This is a genomic window from Lacrimispora sp. (assembly GCF_047605665.1).
In the GTDB taxonomy this organism is placed as follows: domain Bacteria; phylum Bacillota; class Clostridia; order Lachnospirales; family Lachnospiraceae; genus Lacrimispora.
In genome coordinates, this window is record NZ_JASGFH010000012.1 from 1 (window position 1) to 22807 (window position 22807).

Genomic DNA, 22807 nt, shown 5'->3' on the forward strand with positions numbered 1-22807 from the left:
TGGGGGGTAAGGTGAATTTGCCCGAAGGGTAAAGAGAGGACCCCCTGGGGGGTAAGGTGAATTTGCCCGAAGGGTAAAGAGAGGACCCCCTGGGGGGTAAAATGGGAGGAGAAACAGATGACGGATTTAGAAATGTTGGGTTATGTAGATCATACCCTGTTAAAAGCATTTGCCACATGGGAGGAAATCGAGGAGCTTTGTAAGGAAGCGGTGGAATATCACACAGCTTCTGTCTGCATTCCGCCGTGTTATATCAGCCGGGTCAAAGAGGCATTTCCGGGCTTGAATATCTGTACAGTAGTCGGATTTCCTCTGGGCTACAGCGTGACGGAATCGAAGGTTCTTGAAACGGAGAAAGCCATTGAGGACGGAGCCGCTGAGGTGGATATGGTAGTCAATATCAGTGATGTGAAAAATGGTGATTACGGCAAGGTGGAGAAGGAAATTGCAGAGCTGAAAAAGGCTGCAGGAAGCAATATCTTAAAGGTCATCATCGAAACCTGCTATCTGACAGAGGAAGAGAAAATTGCCATGTGCGAGGCAGTGACAGCCGCAGGGGCTGATTATATCAAGACATCTACCGGATTTGGAACCGCAGGAGCAACGCTCCAGGATATCGAATTATTTAAAAAGCACATCGGACCTGACGTGAAGATCAAGGCAGCCGGAGGGGTTAAAACTCTGGAAGATTTAAAGGCTTATATTGATGCCGGATGCAGCCGTGTAGGGGCGAGTGCAGCGGTTAAGCTGGCGGCACAAAAGAAGGACTCTTTATAAGCGGTTTCTGGACTGCTTTCATCTGTTAGCACTGCATATTAATGGGAAAATATGCAGTGCTATATTTTTAAATGAAGTTTGGCAGGCGCGGATAAAAAGGATTTGTCAGTTTGAGGTGAGAACAATGATTATTTTAATTGCAGGGGCTTCCCATACAGGAAAAACCGCATTGGCACAAAGGCTGTTGGAAAAGTATAAATATCCCTACTTATCCATTGATCATTTAAAAATGGGACTTATCAGAAGCGGTAATACAAAATTAACACCGGAAGACGACGGGAAATTAATGGAATATCTCTGGCCCATTGTGCGGGAGATTATAAAAACAGCAATAGAAAATCATCAGAATCTTGTGGTGGAAGGAGTGTACATTCCTTTTGAATGGAAACGTGATTTTAGTGATGAATATTTAAAAGAGATTCAATACTATTGCCTCATCATGACAGAGGAATATATCGAGTCCCATTTCGCGGATATAAAAAAATACGCTGATTTCATTGAAAACAGAATTGACGATTCCTATTGTACCATGGAATCAGTGCTCCGCGAAAATGCTGAGAATTTTCGGATGTGCGAAAAATATAACTGTAACTGTATTTTGATACGGGATAATTATGAAGAAGATACTGCTTTTCCAGCCGATATGCCAGATTAGTAATGAAGTTCAGGGGCACATTATTTTTGATGCTGAATCGATGACCTTGTTATAGTAAAGAAGATGGGAAAATAATCATATTGATTTTATCTCCGAAAATACCTTCCGATTAAAACGACATTGACGTAGTAATTTATGCTTTTTAAGTATATAAATTCATTACTTATAAGCATTTGATATTTAAAGATTTGTGACTTAAAATAAACTGATAATCAAGTGACAGGCCTGCAGAAAAGCATATAGGAGGAATTCAATTATGTTAGGAAATTTTACTTATTCAAACCCGACAAAGCTCTATTTTGGAGAAAATTCTTTAGATTATCTGCGTGAAGAGCTGATGCAATATGGAAAAAATATTCTTCTGGTTTATGGCGGAGGTTCCATCAAAAAGAATGGTTTATACGATCAGGTTGTTGAGATTTTAAAATCATGCGGCAAGGAAATTTTTGAAGATGCCGGGATTATGCCAAATCCAACAGTGGAAAAGCTCTATGAAGGATGTGAACGGGCCAGAAAGGGCAGCGTGGATTTGATTCTGGCTGTTGGCGGCGGTTCTGTATGTGACTATGCCAAGGCGGTTTCGGTATCCGTTCATTGCAAAGAAGATCCGTGGGATAAATACTATCTTCGCATGGAAGATGTGGATAATGAAATTATCCCGGTAGGCTGCATATTGACGATGGTGGGAACCGGTTCAGAGATGAATGGCGGTGCTGTAATCACCAATCAGGAACAGAAGCTGAAAATCGGTCATGTATTCGGCGAAAACGTATTTCCCAGGTTTTCAATTCTCAATCCGGTATATACCTTTACCCTTCCCAAGTATCAGATGGCCGCCGGTTTTTTCGATATCATGTCTCACATCCTGGAGCAGTATTTTTCCGGTGAAGATGACAACACTTCCGATTATCTGATGGAAGGCCTTTTAAAGTCTCTGATTCACAGCTCTAAAATTGCAGTTAAAAATCCAGAGGATTATGAAGCCAGAAGCAATATTATGTGGATAGCCACCTGGGCACTTAATACGCTTGTGGCTAAGGGGAAGACAACAGACTGGATGGTGCATATGCTTGGACAGTCAGTGGGCGCTTATACCGATGCGACTCACGGTATGACGTTATCGGCCGTTTCACTTCCTTACTACCGCCTTATTATGCCTTATGGGCTTCAGAAATTCAAACGGTATGCAGTCAATGTCTGGGATGTCAAGCCGGAAGGGAAAAGCGATGAAGAGATTGCAAAAGAAGGCTTATCCCGTATGGAGGACTATATGAAAGAAATCGGTGTGGTCCTGAATATTGAGGAACTGGGTGTGACTGAGGATATGCTGGAAGGTATTGCAAATGGCGTGTTTATTCTGGATGGAGGCTACAAGGTGCTGTCCAGCGATGAGGTCTTACAGGTTTTAAAGGATAGTATGGGTAAATAGAATTGTAAGCCGGTACATAACGGATATGTACCGGCTTTTTCCATATCATTGTTATATTTTTTAAAAATAAATATGCAATATAGTCATATTTAATATAATACCATGCTTTAAAGATATGATTATTTGTGATACCATAGAGCATATGGAAGTATACAGCGAGGGAGGAAAAACTCATGGATATAAGAGTGCTTCGTTATTTTTTAGCTGTTGCCAGAGAAGAAAATATCTCAAATGCCGCAAAAAATCTTCACGTAACTCAACCCACTCTTTCGCGTCAGCTCATGGAACTGGAATCGGATTTGGGGGTGAAACTGTTTTTGCGCAGCAGCGGAAACAGGACCATCACATTGACAGAAGAAGGGACGCTGCTCCGCAAACGGGCGGAAGAAATATTGGACCTGGTAGAAAAAACAGAATCAGAACTGGCGGCACCGGGAGAGAGCATCAGCGGCAATATACACATCGGCAGCGGAGAAACCCATGTGATCAGCCTGCTGTCTAGGCAAATCAAAGGAATCCGGGAGGAATATCCCGATATACGCTTTCATTTTTTCAGCGGAAATGCGGACAATGTGACAGAACGGCTGGATAACGGTTTAATTGATTTTGGGGTTTTGACGGAGCCGTCTAATCTTTCAAAGTATGACTCAATTTCTCTTCCTGCTGCGGATACATGGGGACTTCTCATGAGGAAAGACCATCCTCTTGCCGGGAAAGATTCCATTGAGGCCGGTGACTTATGGGGGATTCCTCTCATCAGCTCAAGCCAGCGGCTGACCAGCCATGCATTTTCAAAATGGCTGAAAGATGACTATGAAAAGCTGAATCAGGTAGCTACCTACACCCTTCTCTATAATGCATCTCTTTTGGTAAAGGACAATATCGGCTGCGCATTGTGTCTTGACAAAATTATCAGCACATCCGAAGAGAGCGAGCTCTGCTTCCGGCCGTTAAAGCCTAAACTGGAAGCCCGCTGGTATGTCGTCTGGAAAAAATATCAGGTATTTTCAAAAGCGGCGGAAGTTTTTTTAAAGAGACTGCAAAAAGAATTTGCCGAATAGCTTAAGCCCTAAAGTAAATAAAAGCAGTAAAACCGTTCCGTATGTTTCTTTGACATGCAGAACGGTTTTTGATTTTTTAAATGATACCTTTTAAGCATAAAACAATATTTAATATAAGTATTTTATATGATGGCATACGTTCCATATAATAAGAGTATAAAAACATCCAATGTTGAAAGTGAGGAAGAATAAAGTGGAATTAAAGGATTTTTTAGATCATTTAAATCGTGGACTGGCTGTTATTGGGGGATCAGAAGCCCACCTTTTTATGCATAAGGTGAGTCAGGAAGCATTGAAGATTACCGCTGAGTTGAACAATACGTATCATACACCGGAAGAAATCCGCAGCATCATGTCAGAATTGATTGGAAATCCGGTGGATGAATCCTTTGCCATGTTCCCGCCCTTCCATACGGACTGCGGAAAAAACATCACCATAGGCAAAGATGTATTCATCAATGCAGGATGTAAATTTCAGGATCAGGGCGGCATTACCATCGGTGACGGTTCCCTGATCGGACATAACGTGGTTATGGCTACTCTCAACCATGACCTCTCCCCGGAAAACCGCGGCACCATGCACCCGGCCCCCATTGTAATCGGGAAAAATGTGTGGATTGGCTCGAATGCAACAGTCCTTGCCGGAGTCACCATCGGCGACGGAGCCGTCATCGCTGCCGGGGCGGTAGTGACAAAAGATGTTCCGGCAAATACTATTGCAGGCGGTGTTCCGGCTAAATTCATCAAAAAAGTCGATGGTTCAAAGGAGGAAAAATAATGAGTGAAAAAGTTTCCCCTCTTTTGCCAGATTCATAAAGGCAGCAACCTGGAATTTTTGGCGAAGGAATACAATCAGTTCGTAAAAGTATTTTAAACCGGAAAGGAGTGAATAAATTCAATGAAAAAACTGATACCTTTTTTTCTTTCAGTTATAAGTTTGATTGTTTTGGCCGGATGTTCTGGTCCTCCTTCAACTTCTCAGGCTTCAGAGGTTTCCGCAAATGCAACCCAGTCTTCTTCTGTTTCTGAGGTGCAAAGTTCAAATGCTGAGACAAAGAAATCAAACCAAAAGGAAGAATCAAAACAGGAAACTCCAGCATCACTGTCCAATCCTTCTGCTCTGGCAGAATTAAGCTCACAGGAAGACCCCCTCGATATTACTATGCCAAAGGTAACTGTTCAAATCGGAGATAAATCTTTTTCCGTAACCCTATATGACAATGAGTCTGCAAGAGATTTTACGAAGAAGCTGCCCCTTACTTTGGACATGGAAGACTTAAATGGAAACGAAAAATTTTACTTTTTCCCACATCCATTTCCTGTCAGCAACGAGAGAGTAGGAAATATCAAAGCCGGTGACTTAATGCTTTATGGCTCCGATTGCCTGGTATTGTTCTATGAGAGCTTTCCCACCTCTTACAGCTATACAAGGCTTGGCTATATGGAGGATGTGAGCGGCTTGACGGATGCTCTTGGAAACGGCAGTGTTGAGGTGACTTTTCGCATCGACAATACATCGAAAAATGAATAAAAAAGTTCTCTGACAGGCGCACGTGACGCATTCTTTTTTAGAGCGCGTATAACTGGAGAGAATCCGCGCAGCAAATAAAACAGGGTACTTCCAAATCCCATAACGGCCTTGGAAATACCCTTGTTCGATTATAAACTTATCAATGATAAATCTTCTTCTGCTCATAAATCGGTTCGCAGGTCAGATTCACCCCTAATTTCTTAAACGTCTTAATATCCACATTAGAAAGAAGCACCGAAGTATGCGCATCACACCCTTTCAGCCTGGGAAGCTGTTCCAGAGCTTTTTGAGCATTTGGATCAGTCGCAGCGCAGGTGGACAGCGCAATTAAAATCTCATCCGTGTGAAGCCGTGGATTTTTGCTGCCAAGGTAGTTGACCTTCAATTTCTGAATCGGCTCAATGGCAGACGGAGAAATCAGGTGGACGTCATGAGGAATATCTCCCAGAACCTTGACCGCATTCAGCAAAAGGGCAGCGGAAGCGCCTAATAAGTTGGTAGTCTTTCCAGTGACAATGGTGCCGTCCTCCAGTTCCAGAGCAGCAGCCGGACCGCCTTTTATAAGAGCCCGGTCATTGGCGGCTTTTACAGGCTTTCTCATGTCAGTGGTGATCTTTGCCTGCTTCATCAGAAGCTCCAGCTTATAGACCTCGTCCTTGGAGCCCATGTCCCTTGCCAGACGGGTAAGAGCCTGATAATACCGTCTGATGATCTCCTGCATGGAAGCCTCTCTGCATACAGCGTCATCCACGATGCAGAAACCAGCCATATTCACGCCCATGTCAGTCGGTGATTTATAAGGGCATTCCCCGTAAATGCCTTCAAAAATAGCGCTTAACACAGGAAAAATCTCCACATCCCGGTTGTAATTAACGGTAGTTTTGCCGTAAGCCTCCAGGTGGAAGGGGTCAATCATATTTACGTCATTTAAGTCCGCAGTAGCGGCCTCATAAGCCAGATTCACCGGATGCTTTAAAGGAATATTCCAGATGGGAAATGTCTCAAATTTGGCATATCCGGCCTTGACTCCCCGCGTATTTTCATGGTAAAGCTGAGAAAGGCAGGTGGCCATCTTTCCGCTTCCCGGTCCCGGTGCGGTTATGATCACAAGGGGTTTGGTTGTTTCTATATAATCATTTCTGCCGTATCCTTCATCGCTGACAATGGTAGCGATATTGCCTGGATAGCCGTCAATGATGTAGTGGCGGTATACCTTGATGCCCATTTTTTCCAGCTTGCTTTTAAATAAATCTGCCGCTTTCTGTCCGGAATACTGGGTGATGACAACGCTTCCCACATAAAGACCCTTATCCGTAAAGGACTGAATCAAACGGAACACATCCACGTCATACGTGATCCCAAGATCATGGCGGATTTTATTTTTCTCAATGTCGGCGGCATTAATGGCGATGACGATTTCTGCCTGGTCTGCCAACTGCATCAGCATCCGCAGCTTGCTGTCGGGCTCAAATCCGGGAAGCACCCTGGAAGCGTGGTAATCGTCAAACAGCTTTCCTCCGAATTCCAGATAGAGCTTGTCCCCAAACTGGCCGATTCGTTCTTTAATGTGTTCTGACTGCATGGTTAAATATTTTTTGTTATCGAATCCGAATTTCATTTGTCCCTCCGGTTATAAAACCCAAATTTGCGTTTTTCAAGAATGTGTTGTATCAGCCAGATCATAAATGGCATGGCTGAACCATAACGTTAATTGTATCATACTAATCCTGAAATTGCCATGGATTTTTTTCTTTACAACGGACTGCAAACGTGTTAAAACATTCGTTAGGTGAATTTGTCCGAAAGGCAAAGAGAGGACCCCTGAGGGTCAGGAAGATTGGAGGAAATATATGTACAAAATAGGAAGAAACGATCCCTGCTGGTGCGGCAGGGGTGCCAAATATAAAAACTGCCATCTGGCTTTTGACCAGAAGCTTGAAAATTATGCCATTATGGGCGTTGAGGTCCCGGAGCGGAATATGATCAAGCTGCCGGACCAGATCGAGGGAATCCGCCATGCCGGAGTCATTAACAATCAGATTCTCGACCTTGTGGCTGAGTTCATAAAGCCGGGCATCAGCACCGAAGACATCAACACTCTGGTTCATGAAAATACCATCAGACTGGGAGGCATACCCGCCCCCTTAAATTTTGAAGGATACCCCAAAAGCGTGTGCACCTCCATCAATGAGGTGGTCTGCCACGGCATTCCAAGCTCCGGACGGATTTTACAGGAGGGGGACATCGTCAACGTGGATGTGACCACCATTGTAAACGGCTATTATGCCGATGCCTCCCGGATGTACTGCATGGGAAAGGTATCCCCTGAAGCGGAGAAGCTGGTCAGAGTGGCCAAGGAAAGCCTGGAGATGGGCTTAAAGGAAGCCCGTGCCTGGAGCCATCTGGGAAATATCGGAGCAGCCATTTCCGAACACGTCTATGCCAACGGGTATACGGTGGTGCGGGAAATCGGAGGACACGGGGTTGGGCTGGATTTCCATGAAGAACCCTGGGTAAGCCACATCGGCACCAGAGGGACTGATATGCTCCTGGTTCCCGGAATGATCTTCACCATTGAGCCGATGGTCAATGCAGGAAATGCCGATGTCATTCACGACGAAAAAGACGGCTGGACCGTTTCCACAAAAGACGGAAGCTTATCAGCCCAATGGGAATATACAATTCTGATCACCGAAGACGGGCCTGAGGTGCTGGCAAAATAAGTGGAGCCAATCCGCTTCAATTACTCCGCATCTGCCGTACAAATGCCCTCTGCACATCTTTCATATAGGTGCGGCTGACAGGGATTTCTTTCCCGTTTACGGCGATAGCATCCTGCTTGGTAAGCTCCCGAATGTTTTGGATATTGACGACATACGCCTGATGGCAGCGGGTAAACTGCTCCTTTGGGAGTTCATTCAGCAAGTCGGTGAGCTTACCGGATACATAGATGGGTCCCTCCCGCATGGTGACCTCCACCCTCCGTCCTGCGGTTTCAAGGCAGATGATATCTTTGATTGCTGCGCGCTGCTTCCCTTCGCGGGTTTCAAAAAGAAAAAAATGATTTGAAAATCGGCTATGGTAATCTGCATGGATCAATTGCTCCAGTTTTTCGCCGTCAAGGGGCTTCATTAAATAGTGAAGGGCGCCCACATCATAGCCTTGCAGGGCAAAATCCGGGCTGGAGGTGATGAAAATAATCGTCGCATCTCTATCTGATTCTCTTATCTTGCGGGCCAGAGCCATGCCATCCGCCCCATCCATGAGGATGTCTAAAAGGAGCAGATCGTAGCGATTTCCCTGTTCCATAAAGGCTTTCAGAAAATCACTGCTGTTTCGGAACCCGGAAATATGGTATTCTATATTCAGCCTGTCAAATATGTTCCGGCAGATTTTTTTCTGCGCTTCAAAAAAGATGTTCTCATCTTCGCATAAGGCAACTTCGTACATCGGGGTTCACCCCCTTTCCTATGATCAGCATACCATTTTTTGACCGATTACGGAAGTCTGTTTGTCAAAATCCGCGGGTTATGTCGTTTCTTTAACCGGTTTTGTATCTGCGCTTCGCATTTGAAAGGCTTGCAGTATAATGGATGAATAAAGAACGCTGCTGTTATGAGCGCTGTGGGAGGGAGCTATGGCTATGAAGAATTCACCTGTAAAGGGTTTTATGAAAAGAGCACAATCGGCGGAGCGTGGCAGTGTGGTATTTACCGTATTACTCCTGCTCTGCGCCGCGGCTGTTATTGTTTTTTTAAGCTTCTATTTCAAAGGATACCGCCAGCCGTATCTGATGAAAGAGGTCATTGACCTGTCCGAGGGCTGGCAGTATTCTGCGGGGGAGATTGAACAGGCGGAGCTTGCCACGCTGCGTACCGGCCCCATGCTTGCTCCCGGTGAAATCATGACCTTGCGGCGGTTGCTTGATACTGAGGTGCAGGAAGCCGCCATACTCATCCGCACAAACCATCAGACCGTCAATGTGTATCTGGACGGCAGCCCGCTTTATACTGACCCGGTCTCTGAGTCAGGAAAGAATCCCGGCATGGCGCTGCATCTGCTCCTGCTGCCTGAGGACTATCTGAATCAGACGCTGGAAATCGAACTGACCTCTCCCTATGCCCTTTATTCCGGTCGCACCAGTCCCATCCTTATGGGGACGATTCCCTCGTTGGAGGCCTATGCGCTCTCCCGTTCGATGCGCTCGGTCATTCTCATGGGGATGTGCCTGCTGATTGGGCTTGGCATCATTGCACTGACATTAGTGCAGACGCTTCACGGCAGCCTCTCCCAGCCGCAGAACCTGGCCATCGGTGTGTTCACGGTCATTTGGGCATTGTACTATGTCTGCACCGAATACATTGTATTCCAGTTCTTTGCACCATTTTGGGTGTCCGCATTCAGCCTGGGGCTTTACTTCACCTTTCAGGCGCCTCTGTCGCTCTACTTTTATTTTTCCTTTAAACATTACAAAAAATGGATGCTGCCCGCCGCCATTCTTCACAACGGATTTGCGGCGGCGGCAATCCTGTTCCAGCTTACCGGTATGGTAAACCTGCCTCAGTTGGTTACCGTGAACAATATTTTTCTGGCCGGTCTTGCCTATACCATCGTACTGGCGGTACTGGAGGCGGTAAAGAAGAACCGTATGATGATGCTGGCAGCGCCCTTTCTGCTGGTAGCCTACGTCTCGATGCTGTATAATTTTACCGTATTCTACACACGGCAGGGCGTTGTGCCGTACACCTACAGGGATACCTATTTCCTGTTGATTCTATGCGTGCTGATTTACAATATATGGAAGTTTTTCGGCGGATACTACCGTGGACAGAGGGAGAGTGCTGTGCTGACCTTGCAGAACCGGTTGGCAAAGGACAGCTACGAGCAGATTAAATCCCATATAAAAGAAGTGGGCGGCTTGAAGCATGAGATAGGAAATCACCTTGCTGCCCTGCACACCTATCTGACGGATGGGCGTCACGATGAAGCTGTTCAGTATCTGGAACGCTGCTTAGGGCAGGCGGAGACGGTGTCCCAAGCGGTTTACCATGAGCATTTCCTTGTCAACGCAGTGATTGGGAACCTGATACGAAAGGCGAGGCCTCTTGGCATCCCGGTAGAACTCAGTCTGAACGCAGTGCCGCAGCACATCGCTGACCCGGATTTGTACAGCCTGCTTTCCAATCTGACAGACAATGCGCTGGAAGCATGTGAAGCAATTCCCGATGAAGAAAACCGCTTTATCCGTTTGGCAATGGTTCGGAGGGAGCCATACCTGAGCATCACCTGCGTCAACAGCAGAGCGGGAGAGATACAAAGCGAGAATGGTGAGTTTCAAACCACCAAAGGCGGTGACGGACACGGCTACGGCTTATGGACAATCCGGCGTATCGCAGATGCCTACGATGGGCTGGTTGACATAGATTATGATGAAAGCACCTTTACCATTACAGCGGCACTAAAGGATAAATAGACCAAAAAATCAGCTTGACAGGGCGGCCATTCCCTCGTCAAGCTTTTTTTGCGAGTTACGTCGGTTTTTCTACCAGTTTTGCATCCCTTCTTGTGATAGAACGCAAGAGACGGTAAAGTTAACGGTGGAACTTTATCAATTACGGAACAGTCGTTTCCGGGCAGGATACAAGGAGGACTGACAATGATACAGTCATATAGCAACAAAACATTTGGCAAGCGGGTGGTGGCGCTGCTGCTGTCTGCGGCGGTGGCATTTGGCGGTATGACAACACCGGCTTATGCGGAAACCGTACCGGTTGGGATAAGCAGTAATACCATTACCGGTTTTGAGGAACTGCCGGAGAAAGTTACCTCACAGACGGTGGATACGGGCACGCCCTGGGAGGAATTAAATCTGCCGGGAGCGCTCTCTGTTACAGTAGTGACAGGATCGGCACTGACCGTTGTACGGGACTCCGGTGATGTTTCCGATATAGAGGAAGAAGCAGAGGGAACGCCATCCGAAGCCACCGCTTCCAACAGCGAACCAGATGACGAACCGGAAGAAGAATTCACGGAGGACATTTCTGTCACATGGAGCTCTGAACCGGCCTATAATCCGGAAATAGAGGATATCTATCTTTTCACTCCGACACTGCCGGAGGGATTTGCTCTGGCCGATGGCGTGAGCCTGCCGGAGATTTCGGTTACGGTCGGGGTGGAGACTTCTCCAAAGCTGATGATGGGGCTTATGAGCACTTTAACGATTAATAATATTGATTATGTGGATGAGAACGGTGTGGCACAGAGCCCTGTACCGGCAACGCTGATTGAGGGAACCACTGTCTCGCTGTCAGAAGGCTGGTATTATGCGGACGGTTCGCTGACCATTCATAACACTCTCACCGTAAACGGCAATGTGAAGATTATCCTGACCGATGGCTGCGACCTGACGGTAAACGCCAGCACAGACAGTGCCGGTATCCATGTTTCGGGCAGCAATCAATTGACCATATACGCACAGTCTACAGGAGATGATATGGGTGCACTGACAGCAATAGGTAAAATTTTTGGTGCGGGTATCGGCGGTAATCAAGGACAGGCAAGCGGCATTATCACAATTAACGGCGGCACAGTCACAGCTATTGGCGATGGATACGCTGCCGGCATTGGCGGAGGTGGGAATTATACCCCTATTGGAGGCGAAGATGGAGGTGTCATCACAATCAACGGAGGCATTGTTACAGCCACGGCTTCTGCTTCAACGGGTGATCCTGCCGGTATTGGCGGGGGCGGATATGGTAATGCGGGAACAATTAAGATTACAGGCGGGACTGTAATTGCAAACGGGAGTCAAAAAGGGATTGGCGGCGGGGCACATAAAACAGGAGGTACTATCGAAATCTCCGGCGGCACAGTCATAGCAAACGGAATCGGCACGGGCGGTTATGATGCATCTGTGTCTGCGACCATAAGCGGAAATGCGTTTATTATATGTACCAGCACATTATATGGAGGAATCAACAAAAACAACCAAGCTGGTTGGAGCGGTACGATTATCGAGGGGAATACCGGAACAGTCTATGGCACGGTTACTCTCACTGACGATGCGGAGATTCCAGGCGGTGTCACGCTGACGATACCGGACGGTGCAGCATTGACCATACCTGACGGAAAAACGCTGACAAACAACGGGACCATCCTTGTTGAAAGCGGCAGCACACTGACTATCAGCGGCATACTCACCAATAATCATAAAATCGTAAAAAAAGGTACAATTACAGGAACTATCAGCGGGGCAGATGCAGTACTTCCATCGTTAGAAGGTTCGGTATCAATCACAGGCACACCTTTCTACGGTGCAGTGCTGACGGCGAATACAGACGGTATAACCTCATCCGAGCCGGGTTCGTTTGCGTATCAATGGAAACGCAGCGGAACAACCGTTATAGGAACGGACAGCACATATAAATTAACGTCCGCCGACATTGGGAACACAATTACCGTAAGTATTACAGCGGCAAATTATAGCGGTGAATTATCCTCCGGCGGTGTGACTGTTACAAAAGCGGCGGGCAGCTTCGTCAATCCGTCTGCACTGAATACCACCTACACAACCACGCTGACCCTTGGGGATATTACTCCGCCTGCAAACTATGTGTGGACGAACTCGTCAACGCCAATCACGGCGGCAGGCAACGGACAGACTTTCCCCGCCGTCTACACCGACCCCAGCGGCAACTACGAACCCGCTGCCGGTAATATCACGGTGAATGTGGCAAAAGCAACGCCCTCCCTGACGCTGGAAGCTAATCCTGCAAGCACCCAGTCCCGTCCCGGCAGTGTAACGCTGACAGCCACACTTCCTTCCGATGGGACCGGAACCCTGACCTTTAAGGCAGGGGTAAATACCATAGCAACTGTAACCCTGCCGGTCAATACCGCAACTTTTACCCCGACAGGTGCGGATAATGCTTACAGCTTCACCGTGGAATACAGCGGAAACAGCAATTATGAGAGCGACACCAGCACAGCCCTGGAATACAGCTTCACGAAATCCCAACAGGCCAGTGTAATCGCCCCGGACAGTTCAGTGAAGTATGGCGAAACCCTGGATTTATTCACCCTTGTCAGCGGCGGCTCCGGCACAGGTGCTCTCAGCTTCAGTAAAATCGACGGCCCCGGCGAAATAGAAGGTACGGCACTAACGCCCACCGGCGTAGGTGAGGTGAGTATCACCGTGACAAAAGCGGCAGATCATGATTACAATGCCAGGTCCGCTGCCTTTAAGGTTACAGTCAATCCCCGTGTAATTACTTTCACGGTGGCTGAGGCAGGAACACAGGCCCATACGGGCCGCCCGGTCACTCCTACGCCGGAAGTGAAGGACGGAACCACAGTTCTGACCGAGGGTGTGCATTTCACTTACTCTTATAGCAACAACACCGAAAGGGGAGCTAACGCAGTCATCCATATCACAGGTATGGGTATCTATGCCGGCAGTACCGGCACCACAGCCTTTACCATCGGTGGGATTGTTCCGGGTATTACTGTATCCCCATCCGTCAGCGGTACGGTTTATACCGGAACAGCCTTGTCACAAATCTCACTGACAGGCGGCGTGGCTGCTGTCAGCGGACATTTTGAATGGGTAACCCCCTCGGCAGCCACAGTATATGGCTCTAATACCTTTGAAGCCCGATTTGTGCCGGAGGACAGCATCCTTTACGCACAAATATCCGGGATCAATGTTACTTTTAATGCTGTCAACCACTATAATGGCGGAAACAACGATAATGACAGCAGAGATTCAAGGGATACAACCGTTGTCCCTGCGATCAGGCCCAACCAGCCTGCTGCTGCCAATGTGAATGCCACCGCACAGGTGCAAAATGGCAACGCCACCCTGACCATCACCGACAGCATGGTAAAGGCGGCGCTTGAGAAAGTGCTGGCAGACGCCAGGGCCAAAGGCAGCACCGCAAACGGGATCAGCGTGAATATTTCGGTGACTGCCGCCGGTGCTGCCGGGTTTGCCATCACGCTGGAACGCTTTGCGCTGAATCATCTGTTGGAAGCGGGTGTATCATCTTTCAGCATTTCCAGCCTGCCGGTGAATATGAGTTTTGATAGGCTGGCACTGAAACAGATTCAGGCACAGAGCGGCGGCAGCCTTGCCATTACCGTAAAGCCGGCGACAGTAACCGGTCTGAGGAACGCATTTGACATCACGCTAAGCTCTGCAAAAAACGGAAAGACAGTCAATATCACTTCGCTGGGAACCGGCACTTCCACCCTCAGTATTTCTGCGGAACCCGGCAAGAATGAGTTCGGCGGCTGCCTATACGGTGCCTATGTAGGGGCAGACAAAAAAATCAACCGCATTGCCAATTCTGCTTATGATACAAACAGCAGACGCGTGATTTTCTCCACCGACCACTTCTCCGTGTACGGTGTAGGCTATACGGCTCCCAGCGCCAAGCTGACTGACATCGGCAGCCACCCGGCAAAGGACAGCATTGATTATGTGGTAGGCAGAGAACTGCTCTCCGGTACATCAAATACGGCCTTTGCTCCGGATACCCCTATGACAAGAGAAGTGCTGGTGACAGCCCTCGGTCGGCTTGCAGGCGTGGATACCAGACTCTATACCACCAACGGTTTTACCGATGTGAAAGCGGATAGTGCGTTCCGTCCGTATATCGAATGGGCATATAAGAACGGCATCGTGCAAGGGATCGGGAACGGTCAGTTCGCTCCTGATCGGGCAATCACCCGTGAGGAAATCGCCGTGATTTTCTCCAATTACGCCAAGGCAACCGGCTGCACCCTGCCTGTTACCCGTACCGCCGCCATCTATGCGGACGCCGCCGACATTGGAAACACCTATAAAACAGCGGTAACGGCTATGCAGCAGGCGGGCATCATGATGGGTGGCATAAACAACAGATTCAATCCCCAATCCAACGCCACCCGCGCCGAGGTCAGTTCCATGCTCCACCGTTATATCAAGCTGACCATTGACCCCGCAACCGCACAGGGCTGGGCGCTGAATGATGACGGCCAGTACCTGTATTACAAAAACGGTTCTGCTGTAACCGGCTGGCAGACCATTGATGGAGTGAAATATTTCTTTGAAACCACCGGTACGCTTGCCAGGAATACCAAAATCGACGGCTATGAGGTCGATGCAAACGGGATGATAAAAATGAAATAATAAATTCTCTGCCTTATCAATTTTCGCACAATACTCTGCTGGCTTGCCTGTGAGAAGAAGTTCCCGATACGTCTGCGGTCACTGTTCGGCTGTATGCTGAACAACTTTGATTTTCGTAAAAATGTCACCCTTTTTTGTCATAGCAAAAATAAAGACGAAGGTATAAAAAGAACTTTGAAAATAAAAGGACTGATGGTAATATTATCATAAGCAGATTATTAAAACAGTAAAACAGGAGGCTGAGTACAATGGAAACAGGTAAGGGAAACACAGGGGACAGCAGGAAATATAAGGCCATATTCAGCGACATTGACGGCACCCTCTTAAACAGCAGCCATCAGGTAACCCCTGATACGGCAAAGGAGATTCAAAGGCTGGAGGCCCAGGGAATTCCCTTCGTCCTTGTCTCGGCCCGCATGCCGGAGGCCATGACCACCATTCAGGCCCAGGCAGGAATCACCAGCCCAATGGTGTGCTATAGCGGTGCTCTGGTGGTAGGGAAAGAGGGAGAGCACCTCTATAGCTGCCAGATCGGCTTAGAGGAGGCGGTGAAGATCAAGAGTATGCTCGATGAGGAGTACCCGTCTATCTGCTGCAACACCTATGGCGGAAGCATATGGTTGGTGGATGACGACCAAAATCCCTGGGTCATGAGAGAGGAGTTCATCACTACCTTAAAATCCAGTGTGGGAGATGTGGAAAGCACTTTTGCAACGGCAGAGGGAATCCATAAATTCCTTCTCATGGGAGAAGGGGAGGAGATCATAAAGGTTCAGGAACGGCTTCATAAGGACTACCCCCACCTGACTGTGGCGAGATCAAACGAGCATTATCTGGAGGTCATGAATGGGGCGGTGAGAAAGTCGGTGGGCGTGGAATTTCTCTGCGATTATTTCGGGATTTCCATGGACCAGGCCGTCGCTTTCGGAGACGGACACAACGATATGGACATGCTCAGGGCGGTGAAAACCAGCTATGCCATGGCAAATGCATCCAAAGAGGTTCAGGAAAGCGCCTCCCGCATCACTCTGGACAATGACAGCGAAGGGCTCCTTGCAGGGCTTAAGGAATGCTTTGAAGAAGGTGAAAATTAAGAGCATAAGAAAACTTCCGGCCGCCTGTTATGGCGGCTTTTTCACGGTCTGAAAAAGGAAAATATAAATTTTGTTGGAAAATTTTACAAAATGTGTTAAAATATTAAATATTTATTACAACAGACCTAAAACCATAAAGAAAGTGAACGGGAGTATTATGAAAAAATGGATTTTGGCAGTGGTTGTATGCTCACTGGTTGCTTCGGGCTGCGGAAGGCTGAAAGGCACTTCAGAGCCGGAAGAACAAGGCAGTAAGACGGAAGAAACCCAGCCGGCCACGGAAGAAGAGGAATTGAGCGTGATTCTGGAGGTTCCGGCAGGACCGGGAAAGAAACCGGTCAAGGTAAAGGGGATTTATATTTCCGGCTATATGGCAGGTTCAGAAGGATTTCAGGATATTTTGAATAAAATCGAAGGAACTGAAATCAATGCGGTGGTCATTGACGTGAAGAATGACGACGGCAGGATTACCTTTGCCATGGAGGATGCACCCACGGTCAATGAGATCGGAGCAACGGAACGGTATATCAGGGATATTGACAAACTGATGGCGGATTTAAAAGCCAGAGGAATCTATACCATTGCCAGGGTGGTGGCTTTCAGAGACCCTTATCTGGCTGAGAAGAAACCGGAATGGAGCTTAAAGAACCGGGACGGAAGCATTCACAGGGACAAGCAGGGACTGGCCTGGGTCAATCCTTACCGGACAGAGGTGTGGGACTATCTGGTAGAGGTGGGGACTGAGGCCTCAAAGGCCGGTTTTGATGAGATTCAGTTTGACTATATCCGGTTTGCCACCGACAGCACCATGAAAAACGTGGTTTTTGATGAAGCTGAGACAAAGGGCCGTTCCAAGACTGATGTAATTACGGAATTCGTGAAGTATGCTTATGAAAAGCTGTCCAAAGAGGATGTGTTTGTATCTGCCGATGTGTTTGGAACCATCATAGGAAGCAAGGTGGATGCCGATACCGTAGGCCAGATTTATCACGAGATGGCGGCTCATTTGGACTATATCTGCCCCATGATTTACCCATCTCACTACGGAGACGGCAATTTTGGCATCGACCATCCGGATACGGAGCCTTACCGCACCATCCGGGGAGCTTTGCAAATGTCCAGCAGGGACTTGGAGGCTGCCAGGGTGGAAGGGCAGCACCAGGCCATTGTGCGCCCGTGGCTTCAGGATTTTACAGCTTCTTATCTTAAAAATTACATTTCATACGGTCCAAAGGAAATCAGGGCTCAGATTCAGGCGGTCTATGATGCCGGATATGAGGAATGGATTCTTTGGAGCGCCTCAAACCGCTATACCTGGGATGGCCTTTTGACGAAAGAGGCGGGACAGGCAGAAGCGGAAGAACTGGCCCGTACCATAGAAGCTGCCAGGGCAGCGTCAAAAGCCCGGAGAGAATCGGAAGAAGCGTCCCGCGCCTTAGAGGAGTCCTCGGAGGAGAGCGGAGATTCTTCCGGTGCAGAGGTCTTCCAGCCTGGAACCCAGGCCCAGGAGAAGCCTGAAAAGGAAACAAAGGGTCAGGTGAAGCCCGAAGAAACGCTGCCTGAGGAAACAGAGGAAACAAAAAAGGAAGCCAGGACCAAGCCTCCCGTCGTCATCGTGACCACAGGAAGCGCCGGGAATTAGGAAGTGAGGAAAGCCATGGAACAGGGAAGGCCAAAGCCAGGGGAATTTTATAAGCATTTTAAAAATAAGATGTATCAGATCATTACGGTTGCAGTTCATTCGGAGACAGGGGAAGAAATGGTGGTATATCAGGCGCTGTACGGCTCCTTTGCCACCTATGTCCGCCCTCTGCCCATGTTCATCAGTCCGGTGGACCGGGAAAAGTATCCGGATGTGAAGCAGGAATACCGGTTTGAGCGGGTGGAGATGAGCCAGGAAGAACCGGTGAGCCCCGCAGAACCGGTATCCCCGGCTCCGGTGCCGGAAGAAAAGGAAAATCAGAAATCCAATCAAAATCTTCTTGCATTTCTGGACGCGGACACGTATTATGATAAATTGGAGGTTCTAAAGGAGCGGAAGGAGAGATTTTCTCCGGAAGAGCTTCTGGCTATCTGCGAAATCATGGAAATCGGAAGAGCGGATTCGGAACCGGAAGAGAAGTATTATGCGGTGGAGCGTTATCTGGAGCTGCAGAATAAATACGATGGAACAAGACTAAGGTGAATTTGCCCTTAGGGCAGAGAGAGGCCCCTGGAGTGAGGTGAGCATTTACGTGGATCACACCGAATTTAATATAGAAGAAGAGTTAAAAAAACTGCCGTCCCAGCCTGGCGTGTATATTATGCACGATGGGCGGGACGAAATTATCTATGTGGGAAAAGCGATCAGCTTAAAAAACAGGGTCAGGCAGTATTTTCAGAGCAGCAGAAACAAGACGGCAAAGATCGAGCAGATGGTATCCCGGATACACCGGTTTGAATACATCATAACTGATTCGGAGCTGGAGGCTCTTGTTTTAGAGTGCAACCTGATCAAGGAACACCGTCCCCGTTACAACACCATGTTAAAGGATGACAAGACCTATCCCTATATCAAGGTGACTGTGTACGAGGACTATCCCAGAGTTCTTTTTTCCAGGGACATGAAAAAGGACAAAAGCAAGTATTTCGGGCCTTATACCAGCGCAGGAGCTGTTAAGGACACCATTGAGCTGATTCATAAGCTTTACAAGATAAGGACCTGCAACCGGAACCTGCCAAGGGACATCGGAAAGGAGCGTCCCTGCTTGAATTACCACATCAAGCAGTGCGAAGCCCCCTGCCAGGGTTATATCACCAGGGACGAATACTGGAATTCCATTAATCAGGCTCTGGATTTTCTGGGAGGAAAATACGGGCCTGTCCTTCACATGCTGGAGGAAAAGATGCAGGCAGCATCGGAGGAAATGGATTACGAAAAGGCCATTGAGTACCGGGACTTGTTAAACAGCGTCAGGCAGATTGCCCAGAAGCAGAAGATCACGGACAGCGGCATGGAAGACCGGGATATCATTGCCATGGCAAAGGATGAAAAGGATGCTGTGGTGCAGGTATTCTTCGTTCGGGAGGGCAGGCTCATCGGAAGGGAGCACTTCCATGTGAACATTGCCACGGCAGAGGATAACAGGCAGATTCTCACCAGCTTTGTGAAGCAGTTTTATGCGGGAACTCCTTTTGTGCCCAAAGAGCTGTGGATTCAGACCGGTCTTGAGGATGAAACCGTCATAGCAGAATGGCTTTCAGCCAAAAGAGGCCAGAAGGTGAAGATCGTGGTTCCAAAGAAAGGCCAGAAAGAACGTCTGGTGGAGCTGGCGGAGAAAAATGCTTCTCTCGTTCTTTCCCAGGATAAGGAAAAGATCAAGCGTCAGGAGCTTCGCACCATAGGCGCCATGAACGAAGTGGGCGGCTGGCTTGGTCTTTCTGGAATTAAGCGGATTGAGGCATTTGATATTTCCAACATCAGCGGCTTTGAGTCCGTAGGCTCCATGATCGTTTACGAGGATGGAAAACCAAAGAGAAACGATTACAGGAAATTTAAAATCAAGTGGGTCAAGGGAGCCAATGATTACGCCTCCATGAAAGAGGTCTTGACCAGAAGATTTTCCCATGGCTTACAGGAAGCGGAAAGCTTAAGAGAAAAGGGCGTTGATGAGGAGCTGGGAAGCTTTACCCGTTTTCCGGATTTAATCATGATGGATGGAGGCCGGGGACAGGTGAACATCGCCTTAGAGGTTTTGCGGGAGCTGGACCTTTCCATTCCGGTCTGCGGTATGGTAAAGGATGACAATCACCGTACCAGAGGGCTTTATTACAACAACGTGGAAATCCCCATTGACAGGCATTCCGAAGGGTTTAAGCTGGTTACAAGAGTCCAGGATGAGGCTCACCGGTTCGCCATTGAATACCACAGAAGCTTAAGGAGCAAGGGACAGGTGAAGTCTATTTTAGATGACATCCCGGATATCGGTCCCAACCGGAGAAAGGCATTGATGCGCAGTTTCAAGAGTCTGGAAGCCATAAAAGAGGCCGCCATGGAAGAGCTGGAGGCCACGCCAGGCATGAATGCCCGCGCAGCAAAAAGCGTATATGAATTTTTTCACTGACACAGAACTTCCTATTATAGCTTTTCAAAATGGGAAACCTGTGTTAGTATGGCTTATAGAATGTGTTTCTTTTAGGACACTTTTCTTTGGATTGTGAAAAACGGATAGAGAAAAAGGAGTGATTCCCCATGCATGGAGTAGTCATTACAGAGTTGATTGAGAAGATGAATCTCAGGAATATGACACCGGAGATTGATGCGGAAAAGATCGTACTGAGCCACCCGGACGTGAACCGTCCTGCTTTGCAGCTGGCTGGATTTTATGACCATTTTGACAATGAACGGGTACAGATCATCGGATATGTGGAGCAGGAATACGTCGGACAGATGACGCATGAGAGAAAGCTGGAGATGTACCATAAGCTGCTTTCCAGCCAGATTCCCTGTCTCGTATACAGTAGAAGCCAGGACCCTGATATCGATATGCTGGATTTGTGTAACCACTACGGTGTGCCCTGCCTCGTATCGGATAAAACCACCTCTGATTTAATGGCTGAGATCATCCGCTGGCTGAAGGTGAAGCTGGCACCCTGTATCAGCATTCACGGAGTTTTGGTAGACGTATTCGGTGAAGGCGTTCTGATCATGGGAGAAAGCGGCATCGGCAAAAGTGAGGCAGCTCTGGAGCTGATTAAAAGAGGTCACCGCCTTGTAACGGATGACGTTGTGGAAATCCGCAAGGTCAGCGATGAGACCTTAATCGGAAGTGCTCCTCAAATTACGAAGCATTTTATTGAGCTGAGAGGCATAGGTATCATTGATGTGAAAACCCTGTTCGGCGTGGAAAGCGTAAAGGATACCCAGTCCATTGACATGGTGATCAAGCTGGAAGACTGGGACAGAGACAGAGAATACGACAGAATGGGACTGGAAGAGCAGTACACAGAGTTCTTGGGAAACAGGGTGGTATGCCATGCCATTCCCGTCCGTCCGGGACGTAATCTCGCCATTATTGTGGAGTCCGCTGCGGTCAATTACAGACAGAAGAAGATGGGGTACAATGCGGCTCAGGAATTATATAACCGCGTCCAGGCAAACCTTTTAAGAAAACAGGATAATTGAGGTGTCTGATGACTGGATTTTATGAAATGCTGGTGAATGCGGCTGATAAGGACCATGTGAAGCAAAACGAAAGCATGGGAAACCATACCACATTCCGGGTGGGCGGTCCTGCCGCCTGCTTTGTGACCCCTTCTGACGGAAAAGAGCTGGCTGCTGTCATAACTCTCTGCCGCCGGGAGAACGTGCCTTACTTCATACTGGGCAATGGAAGCAATCTTCTGGTGGGAGATAAGGGCTTTGACGGAGTGATCATTTCCATGGCGGAGTTTTCTGTCTGCCGTGCAGATGAAAAGACAGGAATATTAAAGGCCGGTGCAGGAGTGCTTTTATCGAAAATATCCCAGGAAGCCTGCCGTGCCTGCTTAACGGGCTTTGAATTTGCCGGAGGAATACCGGGAACCTTGGGCGGAGCGGCTGCCATGAATGCCGGAGCCTACGGCCATGAGATCGGAGAAGTCCTTCACACGGTCCGTGTATTGACACCGGAAGGAAAAGAACTGGAGCTGTCTGCCGGCGAGCTGGAATTAGGATACCGGAAAAGCTGCATCATCCCCAGGGGGTATGTGGTACTGGAAGCGGATATCCGTTTGGAGCCGGGCGATCAGGAGTCCATCCGGAGCAGGATGGAAGATCTGGCCTCCAGAAGAAGGGAAAAACAGCCTCTGGAATATCCCAGCGCGGGAAGCACCTTTAAAAGGCCGGAGGGCTACTTTGCCGGAAAACTGATCGAAGAAGCAGGGCTGCGGGGATTTTCTCTGGGCGGAGCCCAGGTTTCAGAAAAACACTGCGGATTTGTCATCAACAAAGACCAGGCCACTGCGTCGGATGTGATCGCCCTGTGTGAGGAAGTCAAAAAAAGGGTGTTTGAAAATTCCGGTGTGAAACTTGAAATGGAAGTAAAGACGCTGGGAATGTTTTAACAGTG

The 22807-nt window shown here is 48.2% G+C and carries 17 protein-coding genes; 15 read left to right on the forward strand and 2 right to left on the reverse strand.

What is annotated here, in order from left to right:
- Nucleotides 1–117: 117 nt before the first annotated feature.
- From deoC to QM657_RS11100, 6 genes are all read left to right on the forward strand, one after another.
- Nucleotides 118–777 carry a deoxyribose-phosphate aldolase gene (gene deoC / locus QM657_RS11075; protein ID WP_415066715.1) on the forward strand — a complete coding sequence of 220 codons (660 nt, stop codon included), beginning with the start codon at nt 118–120 and terminating at the stop codon, nt 775–777.
- A 124-nt stretch (nt 778–901) separates the two neighbouring features.
- Nucleotides 902–1432: an adenylate kinase gene (locus tag QM657_RS11080; RefSeq protein WP_415066843.1), complete on the forward strand. Its 531-nt coding sequence runs from the start codon at nt 902–904 to the stop codon at nt 1430–1432.
- A 256-nt stretch (nt 1433–1688) separates the two neighbouring features.
- Nucleotides 1689–2861, forward strand: coding sequence for an iron-containing alcohol dehydrogenase (locus QM657_RS11085; protein ID WP_415066716.1), 1173 nt, complete (start codon nt 1689–1691; stop codon nt 2859–2861).
- Between the two features lie 173 nt (nt 2862–3034).
- On the forward strand, nt 3035–3922 hold the full coding sequence (locus QM657_RS11090; protein ID WP_415066717.1) for a LysR family transcriptional regulator: 888 nt from the start codon (nt 3035–3037) through the stop codon (nt 3920–3922).
- 169 nt (nt 3923–4091) lie between these two features.
- Complete coding sequence (locus QM657_RS11095; RefSeq protein ID WP_415066718.1) at nt 4092–4700, forward strand: sugar O-acetyltransferase; 609 nt, start codon at nt 4092–4094, stop codon at nt 4698–4700.
- A 252-nt stretch (nt 4701–4952) separates the two neighbouring features.
- Nucleotides 4953–5453 carry a cyclophilin-like fold protein gene (locus tag QM657_RS11100; RefSeq protein ID WP_415066719.1) on the forward strand — a complete coding sequence of 167 codons (501 nt, stop codon included), beginning with the start codon at nt 4953–4955 and terminating at the stop codon, nt 5451–5453.
- A 139-nt stretch (nt 5454–5592) separates the two neighbouring features.
- Here the strand turns inward: QM657_RS11100 and QM657_RS11105 are convergent, their stop codons facing one another.
- Complete coding sequence (locus tag QM657_RS11105; RefSeq protein WP_415066721.1) at nt 5593–7071, reverse strand: DUF1846 domain-containing protein; 1479 nt, start codon at nt 7069–7071, stop codon at nt 5593–5595.
- A 232-nt stretch (nt 7072–7303) separates the two neighbouring features.
- Between QM657_RS11105 and map the strand changes: the two genes are divergently transcribed.
- Nucleotides 7304–8176, forward strand: a complete 873-nt coding sequence (gene map, locus QM657_RS11110; RefSeq protein WP_415066723.1) for a type I methionyl aminopeptidase — start codon at nt 7304–7306, stop codon at nt 8174–8176.
- 16 nt (nt 8177–8192) lie between these two features.
- Here the strand turns inward: map and QM657_RS11115 are convergent, their stop codons facing one another.
- Nucleotides 8193–8903: a response regulator transcription factor gene (locus QM657_RS11115; protein WP_415066724.1), complete on the reverse strand. Its 711-nt coding sequence runs from the start codon at nt 8901–8903 to the stop codon at nt 8193–8195.
- A gap of 187 nt (nt 8904–9090) precedes the next feature.
- Between QM657_RS11115 and QM657_RS11120 the strand changes: the two genes are divergently transcribed.
- The 8 genes from QM657_RS11120 to murB all read left to right on the forward strand — a co-directional run bounded on the left by QM657_RS11120 (nt 9091) and on the right by murB (nt 22802).
- On the forward strand, nt 9091–10926 hold the full coding sequence (locus QM657_RS11120) for a sensor histidine kinase (RefSeq protein ID WP_415066725.1): 1836 nt from the start codon (nt 9091–9093) through the stop codon (nt 10924–10926).
- Nucleotides 10927–11109: 183 nt separating this feature from the next.
- On the forward strand, nt 11110–15624 hold the full coding sequence (locus tag QM657_RS11125) for an S-layer homology domain-containing protein (RefSeq protein WP_415066726.1): 4515 nt from the start codon (nt 11110–11112) through the stop codon (nt 15622–15624).
- Nucleotides 15625–15872: 248 nt separating this feature from the next.
- Nucleotides 15873–16718: a Cof-type HAD-IIB family hydrolase gene (locus tag QM657_RS11130; RefSeq protein ID WP_415066727.1), complete on the forward strand. Its 846-nt coding sequence runs from the start codon at nt 15873–15875 to the stop codon at nt 16716–16718.
- Between the two features lie 157 nt (nt 16719–16875).
- Nucleotides 16876–18360, forward strand: coding sequence for a putative glycoside hydrolase (locus QM657_RS11135; protein WP_415066728.1), 1485 nt, complete (start codon nt 16876–16878; stop codon nt 18358–18360).
- A 15-nt stretch (nt 18361–18375) separates the two neighbouring features.
- Nucleotides 18376–18903 carry a DUF1653 domain-containing protein gene (locus QM657_RS11140; protein WP_415066730.1) on the forward strand — a complete coding sequence of 176 codons (528 nt, stop codon included), beginning with the start codon at nt 18376–18378 and terminating at the stop codon, nt 18901–18903.
- A gap of 49 nt (nt 18904–18952) precedes the next feature.
- Nucleotides 18953–20821, forward strand: a complete 1869-nt coding sequence (gene uvrC / locus QM657_RS11145; RefSeq protein WP_415066731.1) for an excinuclease ABC subunit UvrC — start codon at nt 18953–18955, stop codon at nt 20819–20821.
- Between the two features lie 128 nt (nt 20822–20949).
- On the forward strand, nt 20950–21882 hold the full coding sequence (hprK, locus tag QM657_RS11150) for an HPr(Ser) kinase/phosphatase (RefSeq protein WP_415066732.1): 933 nt from the start codon (nt 20950–20952) through the stop codon (nt 21880–21882).
- A gap of 8 nt (nt 21883–21890) precedes the next feature.
- Nucleotides 21891–22802 (forward strand): UDP-N-acetylmuramate dehydrogenase, encoded by a 912-nt coding sequence (gene murB, locus QM657_RS11155; protein ID WP_415066733.1) that lies wholly within the window; start codon nt 21891–21893, stop codon nt 22800–22802.
- Nucleotides 22803–22807 lie beyond the last annotated feature (5 nt).

Bases quoted from the DNA above. Each gene is read 5' to 3' on its own strand.
- deoC (WP_415066715.1), top strand. From the start codon at position 118: ATGACGGATTTAGAAATGTTGGGTTATGTAGATCATACCCTGTTAAAA.
- QM657_RS11080 (WP_415066843.1), top strand. From the start codon at position 902: ATGATTATTTTAATTGCAGGGGCTTCCCATACAGGAAAAACCGCATTG.
- QM657_RS11085 (WP_415066716.1), top strand. From the start codon at position 1,689: ATGTTAGGAAATTTTACTTATTCAAACCCGACAAAGCTCTATTTTGGA.
- QM657_RS11090 (WP_415066717.1), top strand. From the start codon at position 3,035: ATGGATATAAGAGTGCTTCGTTATTTTTTAGCTGTTGCCAGAGAAGAA.
- QM657_RS11095 (WP_415066718.1), top strand. From the start codon at position 4,092: ATGTTGAAAGTGAGGAAGAATAAAGTGGAATTAAAGGATTTTTTAGAT.
- QM657_RS11105 (WP_415066721.1), bottom strand. From the start codon at position 7,071: ATGAAATTCGGATTCGATAACAAAAAATATTTAACCATGCAGTCAGAA.
- map (WP_415066723.1), top strand. From the start codon at position 7,304: ATGTACAAAATAGGAAGAAACGATCCCTGCTGGTGCGGCAGGGGTGCC.
- QM657_RS11115 (WP_415066724.1), bottom strand. From the start codon at position 8,903: ATGTACGAAGTTGCCTTATGCGAAGATGAGAACATCTTTTTTGAAGCG.
- QM657_RS11120 (WP_415066725.1), top strand. From the start codon at position 9,091: ATGGCTATGAAGAATTCACCTGTAAAGGGTTTTATGAAAAGAGCACAA.
- QM657_RS11125 (WP_415066726.1), top strand. From the start codon at position 11,110: ATGATACAGTCATATAGCAACAAAACATTTGGCAAGCGGGTGGTGGCG.
- QM657_RS11130 (WP_415066727.1), top strand. From the start codon at position 15,873: ATGGAAACAGGTAAGGGAAACACAGGGGACAGCAGGAAATATAAGGCC.
- QM657_RS11135 (WP_415066728.1), top strand. From the start codon at position 16,876: ATGAAAAAATGGATTTTGGCAGTGGTTGTATGCTCACTGGTTGCTTCG.
- QM657_RS11140 (WP_415066730.1), top strand. From the start codon at position 18,376: ATGGAACAGGGAAGGCCAAAGCCAGGGGAATTTTATAAGCATTTTAAA.
- hprK (WP_415066732.1), top strand. From the start codon at position 20,950: ATGCATGGAGTAGTCATTACAGAGTTGATTGAGAAGATGAATCTCAGG.
- murB (WP_415066733.1), top strand. From the start codon at position 21,891: ATGACTGGATTTTATGAAATGCTGGTGAATGCGGCTGATAAGGACCAT.